This window comes from Microbacterium jejuense (assembly GCF_039544225.1).
In the GTDB taxonomy this organism is placed as follows: Bacteria; Actinomycetota; Actinomycetes; order Actinomycetales; family Microbacteriaceae; genus Microbacterium; species Microbacterium jejuense.
The window spans coordinates 73,765-89,763 of record NZ_BAABLG010000003.1; the positions used below are offsets into that span (position 1 = coordinate 73,765).

18 protein-coding genes are annotated in these 15,999 nt (G+C 72.6%); 1 reads left to right on the forward strand and 17 read right to left on the reverse strand.

Annotated features, from left to right (window positions below; all coding sequences use genetic code 11):
- Window positions 1–44 precede the first annotated feature (44 nt).
- From trpA to rpe, 10 genes are read right to left on the reverse strand one after another with little or no spacing between them, the layout of a single operon-like run.
- Window positions 45–854, reverse strand: a complete 810-nt coding sequence (gene trpA / locus ABEA46_RS04600; RefSeq protein WP_345543193.1) for a tryptophan synthase subunit alpha — start codon at window positions 852–854, stop codon at window positions 45–47.
- Complete coding sequence (trpB, locus tag ABEA46_RS04605; protein WP_345543194.1) at window positions 851–2,059, reverse strand: tryptophan synthase subunit beta; 1,209 nt, start codon at window positions 2,057–2,059, stop codon at window positions 851–853. The genes trpA and trpB overlap by 4 nt, the downstream gene beginning before the upstream one ends.
- Window positions 2,056–2,832 carry an indole-3-glycerol phosphate synthase TrpC gene (gene trpC, locus ABEA46_RS04610; protein ID WP_345543195.1) on the reverse strand — a complete coding sequence of 259 codons (777 nt, stop codon included), beginning with the start codon at window positions 2,830–2,832 and terminating at the stop codon, window positions 2,056–2,058. The genes trpB and trpC overlap by 4 nt, the downstream gene beginning before the upstream one ends.
- Before the next feature lie 2 nt (window positions 2,833–2,834).
- On the reverse strand, window positions 2,835–3,065 hold the full coding sequence (locus ABEA46_RS04615; RefSeq protein ID WP_345543196.1) for a DUF6704 family protein: 231 nt from the start codon (window positions 3,063–3,065) through the stop codon (window positions 2,835–2,837).
- A gap of 46 nt (window positions 3,066–3,111) precedes the next feature.
- Window positions 3,112–3,720 carry a Trp biosynthesis-associated membrane protein gene (locus ABEA46_RS04620; protein WP_345543789.1) on the reverse strand — a complete coding sequence of 203 codons (609 nt, stop codon included), beginning with the start codon at window positions 3,718–3,720 and terminating at the stop codon, window positions 3,112–3,114.
- The gene (hisI, locus tag ABEA46_RS04625) at window positions 3,720–4,085 is read right to left on the reverse strand and encodes a phosphoribosyl-AMP cyclohydrolase (protein ID WP_345543197.1); all 366 of its coding nucleotides are present in this window, start codon (window positions 4,083–4,085) and stop codon (window positions 3,720–3,722) included. The genes ABEA46_RS04620 and hisI overlap by 1 nt, the downstream gene beginning before the upstream one ends.
- A complete protein-coding gene (gene hisF / locus ABEA46_RS04630; protein WP_345543198.1) occupies window positions 4,082–4,855 on the reverse strand; it encodes an imidazole glycerol phosphate synthase subunit HisF in 774 nt (257 codons plus the stop codon). Before hisF ends, hisI begins: the two co-directional genes overlap by 4 nt.
- On the reverse strand, window positions 4,855–5,697 hold the full coding sequence (hisG, locus tag ABEA46_RS04635) for an ATP phosphoribosyltransferase (protein ID WP_345543199.1): 843 nt from the start codon (window positions 5,695–5,697) through the stop codon (window positions 4,855–4,857). Before hisG ends, hisF begins: the two co-directional genes overlap by 1 nt.
- Window positions 5,698–5,741: 44 nt before the next feature.
- Entirely contained in the window at window positions 5,742–6,005 is a 264-nt protein-coding gene (locus ABEA46_RS04640) for a phosphoribosyl-ATP diphosphatase (RefSeq protein ID WP_026305444.1), read from the reverse strand.
- 51 nt (window positions 6,006–6,056) lie between these two features.
- Window positions 6,057–6,752 (reverse strand): ribulose-phosphate 3-epimerase, encoded by a 696-nt coding sequence (gene rpe, locus ABEA46_RS04645; RefSeq protein ID WP_345543200.1) that lies wholly within the window; start codon window positions 6,750–6,752, stop codon window positions 6,057–6,059.
- A 20-nt stretch (window positions 6,753–6,772) separates the two neighbouring features.
- Here rpe and glsA point away from each other — a divergent pair, with 20 nt between their 5' ends.
- The gene (glsA, locus tag ABEA46_RS04650; RefSeq protein ID WP_345543201.1) at window positions 6,773–7,945 is read left to right on the forward strand and encodes a glutaminase A; all 1,173 of its coding nucleotides are present in this window, start codon (window positions 6,773–6,775) and stop codon (window positions 7,943–7,945) included.
- An 18-nt stretch (window positions 7,946–7,963) separates the two neighbouring features.
- On the opposite strand, the gene ABEA46_RS04655 is transcribed toward glsA, so the two are convergent.
- From ABEA46_RS04655 to gmk, 7 genes are all read right to left on the reverse strand, one after another.
- A complete protein-coding gene (locus tag ABEA46_RS04655; RefSeq protein ID WP_345543202.1) occupies window positions 7,964–9,334 on the reverse strand; it encodes an RsmB/NOP family class I SAM-dependent RNA methyltransferase in 1,371 nt (456 codons plus the stop codon).
- Complete coding sequence (gene fmt, locus ABEA46_RS04660; RefSeq protein ID WP_345543203.1) at window positions 9,331–10,251, reverse strand: methionyl-tRNA formyltransferase; 921 nt, start codon at window positions 10,249–10,251, stop codon at window positions 9,331–9,333. The genes ABEA46_RS04655 and fmt overlap by 4 nt, the downstream gene beginning before the upstream one ends.
- 30 nt (window positions 10,252–10,281) lie before the next feature.
- Entirely contained in the window at window positions 10,282–12,303 is a 2,022-nt protein-coding gene (locus tag ABEA46_RS04665; protein ID WP_345543790.1) for a primosomal protein N' family DNA-binding protein, read from the reverse strand.
- A 19-nt stretch (window positions 12,304–12,322) separates the two neighbouring features.
- Complete coding sequence (metK, locus tag ABEA46_RS04670; protein ID WP_345543204.1) at window positions 12,323–13,516, reverse strand: methionine adenosyltransferase; 1,194 nt, start codon at window positions 13,514–13,516, stop codon at window positions 12,323–12,325.
- 121 nt (window positions 13,517–13,637) lie between these two features.
- Window positions 13,638–13,892, reverse strand: a complete 255-nt coding sequence (gene rpoZ / locus ABEA46_RS04675; protein ID WP_018170775.1) for a DNA-directed RNA polymerase subunit omega — start codon at window positions 13,890–13,892, stop codon at window positions 13,638–13,640.
- Window positions 13,893–13,984: 92 nt separating this feature from the next.
- On the reverse strand, window positions 13,985–15,025 hold the full coding sequence (locus ABEA46_RS04680) for a DUF4037 domain-containing protein (protein ID WP_345543206.1): 1,041 nt from the start codon (window positions 15,023–15,025) through the stop codon (window positions 13,985–13,987).
- A 9-nt stretch (window positions 15,026–15,034) separates the two neighbouring features.
- Window positions 15,035–15,967: a guanylate kinase gene (gene gmk, locus ABEA46_RS04685; protein WP_345543207.1), complete on the reverse strand. Its 933-nt coding sequence runs from the start codon at window positions 15,965–15,967 to the stop codon at window positions 15,035–15,037.
- Between the last annotated feature and the right edge of the window lie 32 nt (window positions 15,968–15,999).

The window sequence follows — 15,999 nt, forward strand, 5'->3', positions numbered from 1 at the left end:
GATCCGTGCGTGGGATGCCGGCGCCGGGCGCCGACCTGAGAAGTCTAGTTCGCGCGGCGGGCTGTGCCTGCGGCGAGGGCGCGAGCGGTCTCGGCGAGGCCGTCGAGACCCCCGTCGCGGAGCGCCCGGACCAGCGCGGTCCCGACGATCGCACCGTCCGCGTACTCCAGCACTCCGGCCACCTGCTCGGCGTTCGATATGCCGATGCCGACGCAGGCATGCTCGGCCCCGTGGGCGCGCAGCCGCGCCGCGAGCGTGCGGGCCGCGGCATCCAGTTCGGCGCGCTCCCCCGTGATCCCCATGGTCGAGACCGTGTACACGAACCCGGTGGAGTTGCGCACGATGAGGTCGAGGCGCTCGTCGGTCGAGGTCGGCGCCGCCAGGAACACGCGGTCGAGGCCGGTGCGCGCGCTCGCGGCGATCCACTCGGCGGCCGCCTCGGGCGTGATGTCGGGTGTGATGAGGCCCGCGCCGCCCGCGGCGAGCAGGTCGTCGGCGTACCGGTCGACGCCGTATTGCAGCACAGGGTTCCAGTACGTCATCACGAGCACGGGGACGTCGACGCGGCGGGTGATCTCGCGCACGGCCGTGAAGGTGTCGCGCAGGCGGAAGCCGGCCGCCAGAGCGGTCTGCGTCGCCTCCTGGATGACCGTGCCGTCCATGACGGGATCGGAGTACGGCGGGCCCAGCTCGAGGATGTCGGCGCCGTTCTCGGCGAGCGTCACCGCGGCGTCGATGCTGGTCTGCAGGTCGGGGTATCCGATCGGCAGGTACCCGACGAACGCCCCGCGTCCGTCGGCGTGGGCGGCCTCGATCGCCGCGCCGACCCGTGAAGCGCCACCGTGCGCGCTCATGCGCCCGACTCCTCGTCGTAGAGCCCGAAGTAGCGGGCGGCGGTGTCCATGTCCTTGTCGCCGCGGCCGGAGAGGCACACGGCGAGGATCGCGTCCGGGCCGAGCTCGCGGCCGATGCGCAGCGCGCCGGCCAGGGCGTGCGCCGACTCGATGGCGGGGATGATGCCCTCGGTCTGCGACAGCAGGCGCAGTGCCTGCATGGCCTCGTCGTCGGTCGCCGGGATGTACTCGGCACGGCCGATCGACGCGAGCCACGAGTGCTCGGGGCCGACACCCGGATAGTCGAGCCCGGCCGAGATCGAGTGCGACTCGATGGTCTGGCCGTCCTCGTCCTGCAGCACGAAGGTCTTCGCGCCGTGCAGCACGCCGGGCCGGCCGCGTTCGATGGATGCCGCGTGCCGCGGAGTGTCGACGCCGTCGCCGGCCGCCTCGACGCCGTAGAGCCTGACGGCCTCGTCGTCGAGGAACGCGTCGAACATGCCGATCGCGTTGGAGCCGCCCCCGACGCACGCGAGCACGGCGTCGGGAAGGCGGCCGGCCTCGTCGAGAAGCTGGGCGCGCGCCTCTTCGGAGATGACCTTCTGGAAGTCGCGGACCATCGCCGGGAAGGGATGCGGCCCCGCCGCGGTGCCGAAGATGTAGTTCGTCGTCTCGACGCTGGCGACCCAGTCGCGGTACGCGTCGTTGATGGCGTCCTTCAGCGTGCGCGACCCGGTCTTCACGGGCACGACCTCGGCGCCGAGCAGGCGCATGCGTGCGACGTTGAGCGCCTGCCGCTCGGTGTCGACCTCGCCCATGTAGATCGTGCACTCGAAGCCGAACAGCGCGGCCGCGGTGGCCGTGGCGACGCCGTGCTGACCCGCGCCGGTCTCGGCGATCACGCGGGTCTTGCCGAGGCGCTGGGTGAGCAGCGCCTGGCCCAGCACGTTGTTGATCTTGTGCGAGCCGGTGTGGTTCAGGTCCTCGCGCTTGAGGAACACGCGCGCGCCGCCGGCATGCTCGGCGAACCGGGGCACCTCGGTGATCGGCGACGGGCGGCCGGCGTACGAGTTCAGCAGCCGCACGAACTCGGCCTGGAACGCGGGGTCGGCCTTGGCGGCCTCGTACTCCGCGGTCAGCTCGTCGATCGCCGCGATGAGCGACTCCGGCATGTACCGGCCGCCGAACTCTCCGAAGAAGGGTCCGGATGCCTCACGAAGACTCATGCGCCGGCCTCCAGGAATGCGCGCAGGGTGGATACGGGATCGCCCGTGACGAGCGCCTCGCCGATCAGGACGACGTCGGCGCCGGCTGCCCGGTAGTGGGCGACATCGGCCGGGGCGAGGACCGCCGATTCGGCGATCTTCACGGCGTCGGCCGGGATGCGCCCGGCCAGGCGGCCGAACAGGTCGCGGTCGAGCTGGAAGGTCGACAGATCGCGCGCGTTCACGCCGATCAGCTTCGCGTCGATGTCGACGGCACGGTCGACCTCTTCGGCGGAGTGCGTCTCGACGAGCGGCGTCATGCCGAGCTCGCGCACCATGGTGTGCAGACGCTCGAGCACGTCCTGCTCGAGCGCGGCGACGATCAGCAGCACCAGGTCCGCGCCCGAGGCCCGGGCTTCGAGCACCTGGTACTCGGTGGCGATGAAGTCCTTGCGCAGCACCGGGAGCGAGACCGCCGCCTTCACGGCCTCGAGGTCGGCGATGCTGCCCTTGAAGCGGCGGCCCTCGGTGAGCACCGAGATGGCGGACGCGCCGCCCTCTTCATAGCGACCGGCCTGCAGCGCGGGGTCGGGGATGTCGGCCAGGTCGCCGCGCGAGGGGCTCGCGCGCTTGACCTCGGCGATGATCTTGACGCGGTCGGCGGGAGCGAGCGCGGCGAGGGCGTCCAATGCCGGGCGCTGTGCGAGGGCTGCGGCCTCGACGGCCGCCAGGGGCCGCACCGAGGCGCGCGCCTCGGCATCCTCCACCGCGCCGGCCGTCAGGTCGGCGAGCACGCTCAGTGCTCTTTCGCGACGTACTTCGAGCCGTTGACGCCGTAGCCGGCCTTGGCCATGATCCAGCCGACGATCGCGCCGACGATCAGCAGGCCCGCCGACGCCCACACCAGCACGGGCATGTCGAGGAAGTAGAACAGTGTGCCGAGGGCGACGGCCACGAGCATGATCACGACGGCCGTCCAGGCGGCGGGCGAGTGTCCGTGGCCGGGGTCGCCGATGTTGTTGCTCATGGAAGTCTCCTCGTGAAGCCGGGCGGGATTCCGCCAGTCTAGCGGTCTAGGCCGTCGGGTCCTCGCCACGCGACAGGTCGTCCCAGTCGTCGATGGCGTGCGATCCGGCGGCGTCATGGGGGCGCGGTCCCGCCGGTGTGGCGGACTTCGCGGCGTCCTCGGTGCGGTACCGGCGACCCGTGCCGGCCCAGGCGCGCGCGGTGGCGAGCACGAACACGCCGGCGACGATGAGCACCGCCCACACCACGAGGGTCACGGCGGGCCAGCCCGAGGCGGTGATGGTCGCGATGAGCTGCGCCACCGACTTCTCGCCGGCGATCCCGGTGGACTCCGTCACGACGGATGCGACAGCCGAGACGGGATGCTCGAACACGACGCGTGCCGTGAGCCAGATCAGCGTCCCGCCGATGAGGATCGCGAGGGCGCCGAACAGGTAGCGCAGCACGAGCCCCACGATCGACAGGGCGGCGCCGAGCGCGAGCACGGCGAGGCTCAGCGGGGCGAGGACGGGCACCGCCGAGGCGCCGGGCACCTCGAGCGTGTGATGCGCGCCGTCGGCGAGCTCGACGGTAAGCCACGTCTGGGTGGACGAGATCACGCCGATCGCGCCGCACAGGACGATCACGACGACCGACAGCAGCCGTGCGCGCCGCATCACGCGGGCAGCTCCGGGCCGCGCGCGGCCTCGAGGTCGCGGCCGTCGAAGCACGTGCGGGTGCCGGTGTGGCAGGCGGCGCCGACCTGCTCCACCTCGACGAGGATCGTGTCGCCGTCGCAGTCGAGGCTCGCACCGCGCACGAGCTGGATGTGGCCCGAGGTGTCGCCCTTGCGCCAGTACTCCTGCCGGGATCGCGACCAGAAGGTCACACGGCCCTGGGTCAGCGTGCGGCGCAGGGCCTCGGCATCCATCCATCCCAGCATGAGCACCTCGCGGGAGTCCCACTGCTGGATGATCGCGGCGACCAGGCCGTCGCCGTTGAACCTCACGCGCGCGATGCGCTCGTCGAGCGTCTCGCTCATGCCGCGACCTCCCGCACCGGGATGCCGTCGGCGAGCAGGGCGCGCTTGACGTCGCCCACCGTCAGCTGGCCGGAGTGGAAGACGGATGCCGCAAGCACGGCGTCCGCGCCGGCCTCGATCGCGGGGCCGAAGTCCGCCGCCGCGCCGGCGCCGCCCGAGGCGATCACCGGAACGCTCGACACCTCGCGCATGAGGCTCACGAGCTCCAGGTCGAAGCCCTCCTTCGTGCCGTCGGCGTCGATGGAGTTGACCAGCAGCTCGCCGGCGCCGCGTTCGATGGCCTCACGGGCCCACTCCAGCGCGTCGAGCTCGGTCTCGGTGCGGCCCCCGTGGGTCGTGACGACGAAGCCGGATGCCGTGTCCGGCGACCGCTTGACGTCGAGCGACAGCACGAGCACCTGGGCGCCGAAGCGGTCGGCGATCTCGTCGAGCAGCGGCGGCCGTGCGATCGCCGCCGAGTTGACGCCGATCTTGTCGGCACCCACCGCCAGCAGCCGGGCCACGTCGTCCGCGCTGCGGACTCCCCCGCCGACGGTGAGCGGGATGAAGACCTCTTCGGCGGTGCGCCGCACGACGTCGTACGTCGTGGAGCGCTCGTCGACGGTCGCGGTCACATCGAGGAAGGTGATCTCGTCGGCGCCCTGGCGGAAGTACTCGCGCGCGAGTTCGACGGGGTCGCCCATGTCGCGCAGGTTCTCGAAGTTGACGCCCTTGACGACGCGTCCGGCGGCGACGTCCAGGCACGGGATCACACGGCAGACGAGCGACATCAGAGCCTCGCGTTGTGGATCGCGGTGACGAGGATCGCGCGGGCGCCGATCGCGTACAGCGCGTCCATCACCTGGTTGACGCCCGTGCGGGCGACCATGACCCGCACAGCCACCCATTCCGGGTCGCGCAGCGGCGAGATCGTGGGCGACTCGACGCCCGGTGCGATCTCGACGGCCCGGTCGACCAGATCCGCCGGCAGGTCGTAGTCGACCATGACGTAGCGACGGGCGACCATGACGCCGCGAAGACGCCGCAACAGCGTCTCGGTGCCCTCCGCCTCGGTCGGGGCGCCGATCAGCACCGCCTCCGATTTGAGGATCACGGGCCCGAACACCTCGAGGCCGGCCTGACGCAGCGTCGTGCCGGTCTCGACGACGTCGGCGATCGCGTCGGCGACGCCCAGCTCGACGGCCGACTCCACGGCGCCGTCCAGCGGCACCAGATCGGCGGCGACGCCGTGCTCGTCGAGGAATCCGTCGACGAGACCCGGGTACGACGTCGCGATGCGCACGCCCTGCAGGTCTCCGACGCCGGTGAACCGGCCGGCAGGGGCGGCGAAGCGGAAGGTGGATGCCGCGAACCCGAGCTTCTCGATCTCACGGGCGCCCGGCATCCGGGCGTCCAGCAGCAGGTCGCGACCGGTGATGCCGACGTCGAGCGCACCCGACCCGACGTAGGTCGCGATGTCTTTCGGGCGGAGGTAGAAGAACTCGACCTCGTTGGCGGGGTCGATGACGTGGAGGTCTTTCGGGTCGCGGCGACCGGTGTAGCCCGCCTCGGCGAGCATCTCAGCGGCGGTCTCGGCCAGCGATCCCTTGTTCGGCACGGCGATGCGCAGCATTCGCGGATCCTTAGATGTGGGGATGAGAGGGGTCGGAGCGGAGCTCAGAGATGTCGGTAGACATCCTCGAGGCTCAGACCCTTCGCGAGCATCAGCACCTGCAGGTGGTAGAGCAGCTGCGAGATCTCTTCGGCCGCGGCATCCGTCGACTCGTACTCGGCGGCCATCCACACCTCGGCGGCCTCTTCGACGATCTTCTTGCCGATCGTGTGCACACCGGCGTCCAGCTCTGCGACGGTCCCCGATCCTTCGGGGCGCTCGGCCGCCTTGGCGGTCAGCTCGGCGAACAGGGCATCGAACGTCTTCACGGTTCCAGGGTATCGAACCACGCGGCGCCGAGGCGCCGCGTGACGTCGGCGTCAGTGCGCGTGGGCGTGTGCGGCCGCGGCGCGCAGCCCGGCGATCGCGTTCGCGGGGTCGGCCGCCCCGAAGACGGCGGAGCCGGCGACGAACGTATCGGCCCCCGCCTCTGCGGCCAGCGCGATCGTCGACTCGCCGATGCCGCCGTCGACCTGCAGCCACACCGACGACCCCCGTCGGCGCGCCTCGTCGGCCAGGCGACGGAGCTTGGGCATCGTCTCGGGCATGAACGACTGGCCGCCGAAGCCGGGTTCGACGGTCATCACCAGGATCTGATCGAAGTCGTCGAGCAGATCGAACAGCCCCTCGACGGGCGTCGCGGGCTTGACGGCCACGCCCGCGCGCGCGCCGATGTCACGCAGACGCCGGGCGAGCGCGACAGGCTCGGTGGCAGCTTCGAGGTGGAACGTCACCGACGCGGCGCCGAGCTCGGCGTACCCGGGTGCCCAGCGGTCGGGGTTCGTGATCATGAGGTGCACGTCCAGCGGCACCGGACTCGTGGCCTGCACACGCTCGACCATCTGAAGTCCGAACGTCAGGTTCGGGACGAAGTGGTTGTCCATGACGTCCACGTGCACGAAGTCCGCTGTCGCGATGCGCGCGAGATCCGCCTGCATGTTCGCGAAGTCGGCCGCCAGGATGCTGGGGTTGATGCGGATGCCGTCGTCGCGGCCGGTCTCGGAGGTCGGGAGCACGCGTCCATTATGGTCGAGCCGTGGATCCGATCACGGCGCTGCTGCACCAGGTGCTCGAAGACGTCCGGCCGCGGGACGACGGTGCGACAGCCGGGTACATCCCGGAACTCGCTGACGCCGACCCGGACCGGCTCGCCATGGCTGCGGTCGGGCCGCACGGGCGCGTGCGCGCCGTGGGCGACACCGAGCACGAGTTCACCATCCAGTCGATCTCGAAGCCGTTCGTGCTGGCGCTGGCGCTGGTCGACCGCGGGCGGGATGCCGTGCTGCGCAAGGTCGGCGCCGAGCCGAGCGGCGAGCCGTTCAACGCCATCAGCCTCGAGTCCGGTACCGGACGACCGGCCAATCCGATGGTCAACGCGGGCGCGATCGCCACCTCCGCGCTCATCCCCGGCGAGGGGGTGGACGACCGCACGGCCCGCATCGTCGAGGGCCTGTCGGCGTTCGCAGGCCGCTCGCTGTGGGTCGACGAGCAGGTGTACGCGTCCGAGTCCGCGACCGGCGACCGCAACCGTGCCCTCGCGCACCTCCTCCGCTCGTACGGCATCATCGACGGCTCCGTCGACACCGCCGTGGAGACCTACTTCCGGCAGTGCTCGCTGCTGGTCACCGCCCGGGACCTCGCCGTCATGGCATCGACGCTCGCATTCGGAGGCGTCAACCCGGTGACCGGTGATCGCGTCGTGGCGGAGCACGTCGCCCGCGACGTGCTGTCGATCATGACGAGCTGCGGCATGTACGACTACTCGGGCGAGTGGCTGCTGCGGGTGGGGCTTCCTGCCAAGAGCGGGGTCAGCGGCGGGCTGCTCGCGGTCGCACCCTCGCAGTTCGGCGTCGCCGCGTTCAGTCCGCGGCTCGACGCCCATGGCAACTCCGTGCGCGGCATCGCCGTCATCGAGACGCTGTCGCAGCGATTCGGCATGCACCTGCTCGAACCCCACGACAGCGTGGCCGTCCCCGCGTTCACCGTCGAGGACACCGATCACGGCCGCGTGCTGCGGCTTTCGGGCGAACTCGGGCTGGCGGGCACCGAGCGGGTGGTCGCGGTGCTCCGCGAGTTCGCCGACGCGCTGCCGCCGGGCGCCGTGATCACCGTCGACGCGCGCGACCTCGGCCGTACCCATCACGAGGCCCTCGTGGCGCTGCGCGCAGAGTTCGCGCTGATGCCTCGCGGGTTCGCGCTGCTCGAGTGAGCTCTTGCGGCGCGCGGTTCAGACGCGTCGCAGCAGCGAGATCGACATGCCGTCGGTGTTGTGACGGTGCGGCCACAGCTGCGCCCGCCCGCTGCCGTCGGCCTGCGGCGGAAGGCCGGGGTCTGCGTCCGACAGCTGCGTGATGACGTCGCGGGCCGAGATCTCGTGGAGCGCTTCGCCCCACTCGCGACGGATGTCGGACACGACCGCCGAGGTCTCGGCCAGGTGCGGCGAGCACGTCACGTAGGCCACGACGCCGCCGGGCTTGAGCGCCGACACCGCTGAGGTGAGCAGTTCGCGCTGCAGAGTCGTGAGCGCCGGCACATCGCCCGGCGACTTGCGCCACCGGGCCTCGGGCCGCCTGCGCAGCGCACCCAGCCCCGTGCACGGCGCATCGACGAGGATGCGGTCGTAGGTCTGCGGAGCGGACTCAGCACGCGCGCGGCCGTCCTCCTCCGACACCGGCACGTCCAGCGGCACCCCGGCGATCGCCTGGCGCACGAGGCCGGCGCGCGCGGGCGAGATCTCGTTCGCCTCGAGCCGGGCGCCGTGTGCGAGCGCCTCGGCCGCGAGCACCGCCGTCTTGCCGCCGGGTCCCGCGCACAGGTCGAGCCAGCGCTCCCCCTCGGCGACCGGCAGGGCGCGCGTCAGTGCGAGCGCCGCCAGCTGCGACCCCTCGTCCTGCACGCGGATCCTGCCGCCCGAGCCGCGCACCGTCTGGTCGGGGTCTCCCCCGCCGAGGCGGAACCCGATCGGCGAGAACGGGGTGCGACGTGCGTCATCGGGGGCCTCGGCGAGTCCCGGCAGCGCCGCCATGGTCACGCGCGGCGACGCGTTGTCGGCCGTCAGCAGCGCCTCGAGCTCGTCGGCGCGCCCCTCGGCGGCCAGCGCGCGCCGGAACGCCCGCACAACCCACACCGGGTGCGAGAACAGCAGGCCGAGCTGCTCGTCGTCGGACCGCGCGCTCGCGGCCACGTGCGTCATCCAGTCGCCGGGGGTGTCGCGCGAGACACGGCGCAGCACGGCGTTCGCGAAGCCGGCGGCACCTCTCCCGCCGGCAGCGCGTGCGAGCTCCACCGACTCGTTGACGGCGGCGTGCGAGGCGACCCGCGTCGACAGCAGCTGGTGCACGCCCAGCCGGAGCGCATCCAGCACCGCGGGGTCGATGCTCGCCACGGGGCGGTCGGCGGCGATCGCGATGACGGCGTCGTAGGTGCCTTGTCGGCGCAGCGTGCCGTAGGTGAGCTCCGTGGTCAGCGCCGCATCCGCGGGCGACAGCTCCGCCCGGGAGATCGCGGTCGGAAGCAGCAGGTTGGCGTAGGCGTCGGACTCGTGGACGGCCCTGAGCGTCTCGTACGCGATGCGTCGCGCGGCGACGGTGCGGCTCATGATCCGGCCACCGGGGTGTCGCGCAGACCTCGCCACCAGTCCGCGGCGCGCATCGCCGCCTTGCCGGCCGGCTGCACGGTGTCGAGGGCGATCGGTGTCGATGCCGTCCCCACCAGCACCCGCTTGGCGTGCAGGGTGAGCTCCCCGGGCGCGAGGACAGGGGCGTCCTCGGGTGCAGCCGAGACGGCGAGCACCTTCATGCGCGCGCCGTCGACCGTCGTGTGGGCGCCGGGCTCCGGGGTGACGCCCCGGATGCGGCCGAGCACGGCGGACGCCGGCTCGTTCCAGCGGACCCGGCCGTCCTCGTCGCCGAGCTTGCCCGCGTACGTCGGCTCGCCCTCCTGCGGGCGTGCGACGGCGGAGCCCGCGGCGATCGCGTCGACGACGTCGGCCAGCAGGTCCGCGCCGTCGTCCGCGAGCGCGGCCAGCAGGTCGCCCGCTGTCGCGTCGGCGGGCACGTCCCTCGCGAACTCGGCGAACACGTCCCCGGCGTCGAGCTCTGCGACCAGCTGGAACACGCTCGCGCCGGTCGCGGCATCCCCCGCGATCAGCGCATGCTGGACCGGAGCGGCGCCGCGCCAGCGCGGCAGCAGCGAGAAGTGCAGGTTGATCCAGCCGTGCGCCGGCGTCGAGAGCAGCGGCTCGCGGACGAGGCCGCCGTAGGCGACGATGACGCCCAGGTCAGGCTGCAGGGCGGTGATCTCGGCCGTCGCATCGGCGTCCAGGCGGTCCGCCTTGATGACCGGGAGGCCGAGCTCGGCCGCCGCGGCGGCGACCGGCGACGGGGTGAGCACGCGCTTGCGTCCCAGCGGCGCGTCACGGCGCGTGATCACCGCGGCGATGTCGTGAGTGGATGCCGCAAGCCGACGCAATGACGGGACCGCCGGCGCAGGAGTGCCGGCGAAGACGAGGCGCATGAGGCTCCAGATCCGTGGCGTTCGAGGTGTTCAGAGATCGAGATCGGGCACGTCGACCCGCACCCTCAGTGTATTGGCGGTACCCGCGGGCCGTCCCTTCGCCGGGCGGCGGCCCTTGACGGCCTGGCTCACGACCGAGGCGCGCAGATTCTCTGTGACGCGGGCGCCCAGCCCGTACTCGAAGCGCACGAGCGCGCGGACGCCCTCCCCATGGGCCAGGGGGCCGAGCACGGCCTCTGCGCTCAGCTCGGGGACCGCGCGGCGCAGCTCCGCGAGTGCGGCATCCACCGATCGTCGGGGGCCGTCCACCGCGGCGACCCGCACCGTCGGAGGCATGCGCAGCGGTGCGCGATCGGCGAGCTCCGATCGCGCGTAGCCGGCCTGCGTCCACGTTGCGAGCGCACGGGCGACCTCCCCGCCGACGCCGACCAGGTGCACCGGAGCGCCGGGGGCGGCCAGCGCGGCCGCGTTGGACCACCAGCGCAGGCACGACTCGCCGATGCGCAGATCGTCGGCCATCAGCATCTTGTCGCCGTCCAGCAGGATCACGGCCCGATAGCCGCCGATCGCGAGCGGCTCCGCGCCCCGCGTGGCGACGACGAGGGCCGGACGCTCGTCGACGGACACGACGGGATGGTCGCCGTCGGCGACGACGACCCGTGTGCCGGGGAACGCGCGACCGAGCTCGTCCGCCGTCCGCTCGCTGCCGGACGAGGCCATGCGCAGCATGGTCGAGGAGCACTCCGGGCACTTCCACGCGTTGGCCGAGCGCCCGCACCACGTGCAGGCCGGGACGGCGCCGTGACGTGCCGCATGCAGCGGACCGCCGCAGTGCACGCAGCGTGCGGGGTGCCGGCAGCTCGCACACACCAGCACGGGGGCGTACCCGGGGCGTGACACCTGCACCAGCACCGGCCCCTGGGTCAGCGCCTCGCGGGCGGCGGCGAACGCCGCCGACGGCACGCGCGCCGCCCGCGACTCCCCCTCGCGGTGGGCGGTGAGCACGACCCGCGGGCTGCGCCGACGGGTCGCCGGGAGGTCGCGCACCCAGCCGACGCCGACGAGGCGCTCTACGTCGCTCGTGCGCGTGTGTCCTGCGAACACGAGGGCGCCGCCGTCGAGCTCCTGTCGGAGCAGGGCCGCGTCGCGGGCGTGCACGCCCGGGCTGAGCGGTTCGCCGAACAGCGGGTCGCCGTCATCCCACAGCGCCACGAGGCCCAGGTTCGCGACCGGTGCGTACACGGCGGAGCGGTTGCCGATGACGACGCAGGGGGCGTCGGCCAGGGTGCGCAGGAACGCGGTGTAACGCGTCGGCCCGCTCTGCTTCGCATCGTCACGCACCAGCGCGTCCGCGGGGATCCATTCCTGCAGCGCGGCCTCGAGCTGGGCGCGGTCGCGATGATCGGGCACCGCGATGACAGCGCTCCGCCCATCGGCGAGCGTCCGCACGGCGGCGGCGGCGAGCAGCACCGCCCACGCGCCGACCGGTGTGCCGTCGGCCAGGCGCGTCGGCTGCGGCGGCGCATCGAGGGCGAGGCGGGCGCCCTGCGCGAGCTCGTCCGCAAGCCCGGGATACTCGGCGAGCACCGCGTCGGCCCACGAGCGCGCCTCGGGCGCAAGCTCCGGCCGCCGTGGCGGGTCGGCGGCCAGCCAGGCCTTCTCGGCCCTCACCATGCGCTTGGGGATCGCCAGGCGCAGGATGTCGCCGGCGGATCCCGCGGCGCGGTCGGCGGCGCTGCGGGCGAGAGCGTACAGGCGGGGCATCAGCACCGGCATGGGCGACACGACCGCCTCGAGTCGCGAGAGCGGCCGGTCGGAGGCATCCGGTTCGCCCAGCTCGACAAGGAATCCGTCGATCATCCGCCCCGCGCTGCGCAGCGGGACGCGCACGCGCACGCCCGGCACCGCCTCGTCGGCGAGTTCGACCGGGATCTCGTAGTCGAAGAGCCGGTCGAGCTGCGGCAGCGGCGAGTCCAGCAGCACGCGCGCGACACGCCGGCGACGGATCGGCGAGGGCACGGCATCCGTGCCGTCCGGCGCTTCGTCGGGCACCGCGCTCACGCGGCCCGCGTCAGAGGCCCGCGGCCGCGCGCAGCGCGTCGGCGCGGTCGGTGCGCTCCCAGGTGAAATCGGGCAGCTCGCGGCCGAAGTGCCCGTACGCCGCGGTCTGCGCATAGATCGGACGCAGCAGGTCGAGCTGCTCGATGATCGCCTTCGGGCGCAGATCGAACACGTCGAGGATCGCGCGCGTGATCACGTCGTCGGCGACCCGGCCGGTGCCGAACGTCTCGACGTACAGTCCGACCGGCTTGGCCTTGCCGATCGCGTAGGCGACCTGCACCTCGAGGCGGTCGGCGAGTCCGGCCGCGACGGCGTTCTTCGCGACCCAGCGCATCGCGTACGCGGCGGAGCGGTCGACCTTCGACGGGTCCTTGCCGCTGAAGGCGCCGCCGCCGTGACGGGACGCGCCGCCGTAGGTGTCGATGATGATCTTGCGGCCGGTGAGCCCGGCGTCGCCCTTCGGGCCGCCGATGACGAACGGGCCGGCGGGGTTGATGTAGAACTTCACGTCCGACAGGTCCAGCCCGGTCGACTCGAGCACGGGGTCGATGACCTCGGCGCGCACGGCGGCGCGCAGCGCCTTCTGCGAGATGTCGGGGTGGTGCTGGGTCGACAGCACGACGGAGTCCACCGTCTGCGGCGTGTGGCCGTCGTAGCCGAGCGTGACCTGGGTCTTGCCGTCGGGGCGCAGGAACGGCAGCTCGCCCGAGCGACGCACCTCGGCGAGACGCTCGGCCATGCGGTGCGCGGTCCAGGCGGCCATCGGCATGAGCTGCGGCGTCTCGGTGGTCGCGTAGCCGAACATGATGCCCTGGTCGCCGGCGCCCTGCAGATCGTGCGGGTCTTCAGATCCGTCTTCGCGGCGCTCGAACGCCTTGTCGACGCCGGCCGCGATGTCGGAGGACTGCGCGCCGATCGACACGCTCACGCCGCAGGAGTCGCCGTCGAAGCCGGTCTCGCTCGACGTGTAGCCGATGCGGTTCACCACATCGCGCACGATCGCCGGGATCTCGACGTACGCCGAGGTCGACACCTCGCCGGCCACGTGGACGAGCCCGGTGGTCACGAGCGTCTCCACCGCGACGCGGCCGTTCGGGTCGGCCGTGAGGATCGCGTCGAGGATCGAGTCCGAGATCTGGTCGCAGATCTTGTCGGGGTGCCCCTCGGTGACGGATTCGGACGTGAACAGACGCAGGTCGGTCATCGATACTCCAGTTGTCGGGGCTCTGTGCGCCGTGCGGGCGGGGGCGCTGCGGGGGCGGACACCAGTATGCCCCCGAGAGCGGACATCGCCGTCCTCGGGGGCATATCGGTCGTAACCGGGATTACTCGGCGCGACGAAGGCGCAGCTTGTCCTCGTGGATCTCGTGCATCGCGATCGTCAGCGGCTTGTCTTCGACCGTCGAGTCGACGAGCGGGCCGACGTTGTCGAACAGGTTCCCCTCGTGCAGGTCGGAGTAGTAGTCGTTGATCTGGCGCGCGCGCTTGGACGCGAAGATCACGAGCTGGTACTTCGAGTCGACCTTCTCGAGCAGGCTGTCGATGGGGGGCTCGATGATGCCCTGGTTCGTTCCGGCCATGGGAACCTCCTGGTCTCGGGGATGTCTGTGGGCGCGCGCAAGCCGCGCGCGGACGCATCGGACCAGTCTACCCGGTCGGCGCCTTCGGCGCTTCACGCCGCGGCGATCGCGCGGCGAGCGGCCGGATCCGTCAGGAGCGCGACGTCGGCGGTCCGCTGCTCGATGCAGCCGCGGGTCGGCGCAAGCGCGCGGACCCCGGCATCCGTGATCTCCGCCCGCAGATGCTCGATGACCTCGGCGCGGGGGTGGCGGAACGGGCGATCCCAGAACGCCTCGGTCGCCGGAGCCGGCGCCGGCAGGCCCGAGGCCCGCTGCAGGTCCAGGAGCGCCTCCAGCGCGCCGGAGATCCGGGCCTGGCGCTGCGCGCCGTCGGACGCGCGCAGCGCGGCGTCGAGGGCCCCGATGAGCGGGCCGGTGCCCGGCAGCCGCCGCAGCAGCGTCCCGCTCCACTTCGCGTAGGGCATCCAGGACCGCGCGATGACGAAGGCCAGGTGCACGACGGTGGCCGCGACCCGGCCGGCGATGATGCGCGAACCGAGGTCGTCGCCGACCTGCGCGGCGCGCCCGAGCAGCGGCAGCTCCTCGGCGATCTGCTGCCACCCCACGGCGATGACGTGGCGGCGCACATCGTCCGGATAGCACCGGAGCGTCGTGCGGATCCGGGTGAGCTCGCCCGCCTCGTCGGCGAAGACCGGGCCGGCGACGATCTCCAGCGCCGCCTGGCCGCTCACCGACAGCCAGTCCACCGCCGACATCGGCTCGCCGGCGTCGAGACCGAGCCGCGCCATGGCGAACGCGCGCGGTGAGGCGACCTCGACGTGGTGGCGGGCGGCGTCCTCCCCGGTGAACGGGAAGCGCGTCGGCAGTCCGAACGCCGTCTCAGGGAGATCGGATGCCAGCGCCCGGTCCACGTCGTCGACCATCGCGTCGTCGACGAAGAGGCTCAGCCGCAGACCCCAGTCGTGGTCGCGCGAGGTCGCGTCGTCGAGCCCGAGCACGTCGGATCCGGAGCCGAGGCGTCCCGCCGCGACGGAGAGCCCCGGCCAGCGTGCCGCGACGAGCGGCCGCACCACCTCGACGAAGTAGCGCTCGGCGAGCCGGCGTCCGTCGTGGTCCCCGTCGTCGTGTGGCACGGCCGCAGCCTAGCGCGTCAGGCGGGCGACCTCGGCGGCAGCGTGCGCGACGTCGTCGTTCACGACCCGGAAGTCGAACTCGCCCTGCGAGGCGAGCTCGGTCTTGGCGGTGCGCAGACGACGGGCGCGCTCGGGGGCGTCCTCGGTGCCGCGGCCGACGAGGCGCTGGACGAGCTCGTCCCAGCTGGGCGGCAGGAGGAACACGAGCGTCGCCGACGGATCGGCCTCGCGTACCTGGCGGGCGCCCTGCAGGTCGATCTCGAGCAGGACAGTGCGTCCCTCGGCCAGCGCCTTCTCGATGGGGCCGCGCGGCGTGCCGTAGCGATAGGCGTTGTGCACCGTCGCGTGCTCGAGCAGCTCGCCATCGGCGATCATGCGGTCGAACTCGGCGTCGTCGACGAAGAAGTAGTGCTCGCCGTCGACCTCGCCGGGACGCGGCGCACGGGTCGTGGCCGACACCGACAGCAGGATCTCGGGGTGGTGGTCCTTGATGTACGCGGCCACGGTGCCCTTGCCGACGGCGGTCGGCCCGGCGAGCACCACGAGCCGGCTGCGGCCGCCGCGCGGCTCGAGCTCGGGCCAGCGGGCGTCGAGGAACGCACGCAGCTCTTCGCGCTGGCGCGAGCCGAGCCCGCCCAGCCGCTTGACCGGTGAGATCTCGAGGTCGTGCAGGATCCGATCGCGCTTGCCCTCGCCGATGGCAGGGATCGCCGTCAGGAACTCGGGAACGCGCATCGCGCCGGCAGGCGACGAGGGATCGGCCAGTGCACGGCGCAGCAGCTCCTGCGGCGTGATGACGCGCATCGCGACGTCCTTCTTGAGGGCGGCGCGCTCGCGTCGGGCGGCGACGGCGCGACGGGATGCCGCGACCCGGTCGACCTCGGGCGGCCGGGTCGCTGAGTGGGCGGGGACCCCAGTTTCTGGGGTGCGTGAATCGGGCATGTCAATCACCACGGTAGAGATGGGCGAGCTCA

Coding starts and splice junctions, on each gene's coding strand:
- trpA (WP_345543193.1), bottom strand. CDS start 854: ATGAGCGCGCACGGTGGCGCTTCACGGGTCGGCGCGGCGATCGAGGCC.
- trpB (WP_345543194.1), bottom strand. CDS start 2,059: ATGAGTCTTCGTGAGGCATCCGGACCCTTCTTCGGAGAGTTCGGCGGC.
- ABEA46_RS04615 (WP_345543196.1), bottom strand. CDS start 3,065: ATGAGCAACAACATCGGCGACCCCGGCCACGGACACTCGCCCGCCGCC.
- ABEA46_RS04620 (WP_345543789.1), bottom strand. CDS start 3,720: ATGCGGCGCGCACGGCTGCTGTCGGTCGTCGTGATCGTCCTGTGCGGC.
- hisI (WP_345543197.1), bottom strand. CDS start 4,085: ATGAGCGAGACGCTCGACGAGCGCATCGCGCGCGTGAGGTTCAACGGC.
- hisF (WP_345543198.1), bottom strand. CDS start 4,855: ATGTCGCTCGTCTGCCGTGTGATCCCGTGCCTGGACGTCGCCGCCGGA.
- hisG (WP_345543199.1), bottom strand. CDS start 5,697: ATGCTGCGCATCGCCGTGCCGAACAAGGGATCGCTGGCCGAGACCGCC.
- ABEA46_RS04655 (WP_345543202.1), bottom strand. CDS start 9,334: ATGAGCCGCACCGTCGCCGCGCGACGCATCGCGTACGAGACGCTCAGG.
- fmt (WP_345543203.1), bottom strand. CDS start 10,251: ATGCGCCTCGTCTTCGCCGGCACTCCTGCGCCGGCGGTCCCGTCATTG.
- metK (WP_345543204.1), bottom strand. CDS start 13,516: ATGACCGACCTGCGTCTGTTCACGTCCGAATCCGTCACCGAGGGGCAC.
- rpoZ (WP_018170775.1), bottom strand. CDS start 13,892: ATGGCCGGAACGAACCAGGGCATCATCGAGCCCCCCATCGACAGCCTG.
- gmk (WP_345543207.1), bottom strand. CDS start 15,967: ATGCCCGATTCACGCACCCCAGAAACTGGGGTCCCCGCCCACTCAGCG.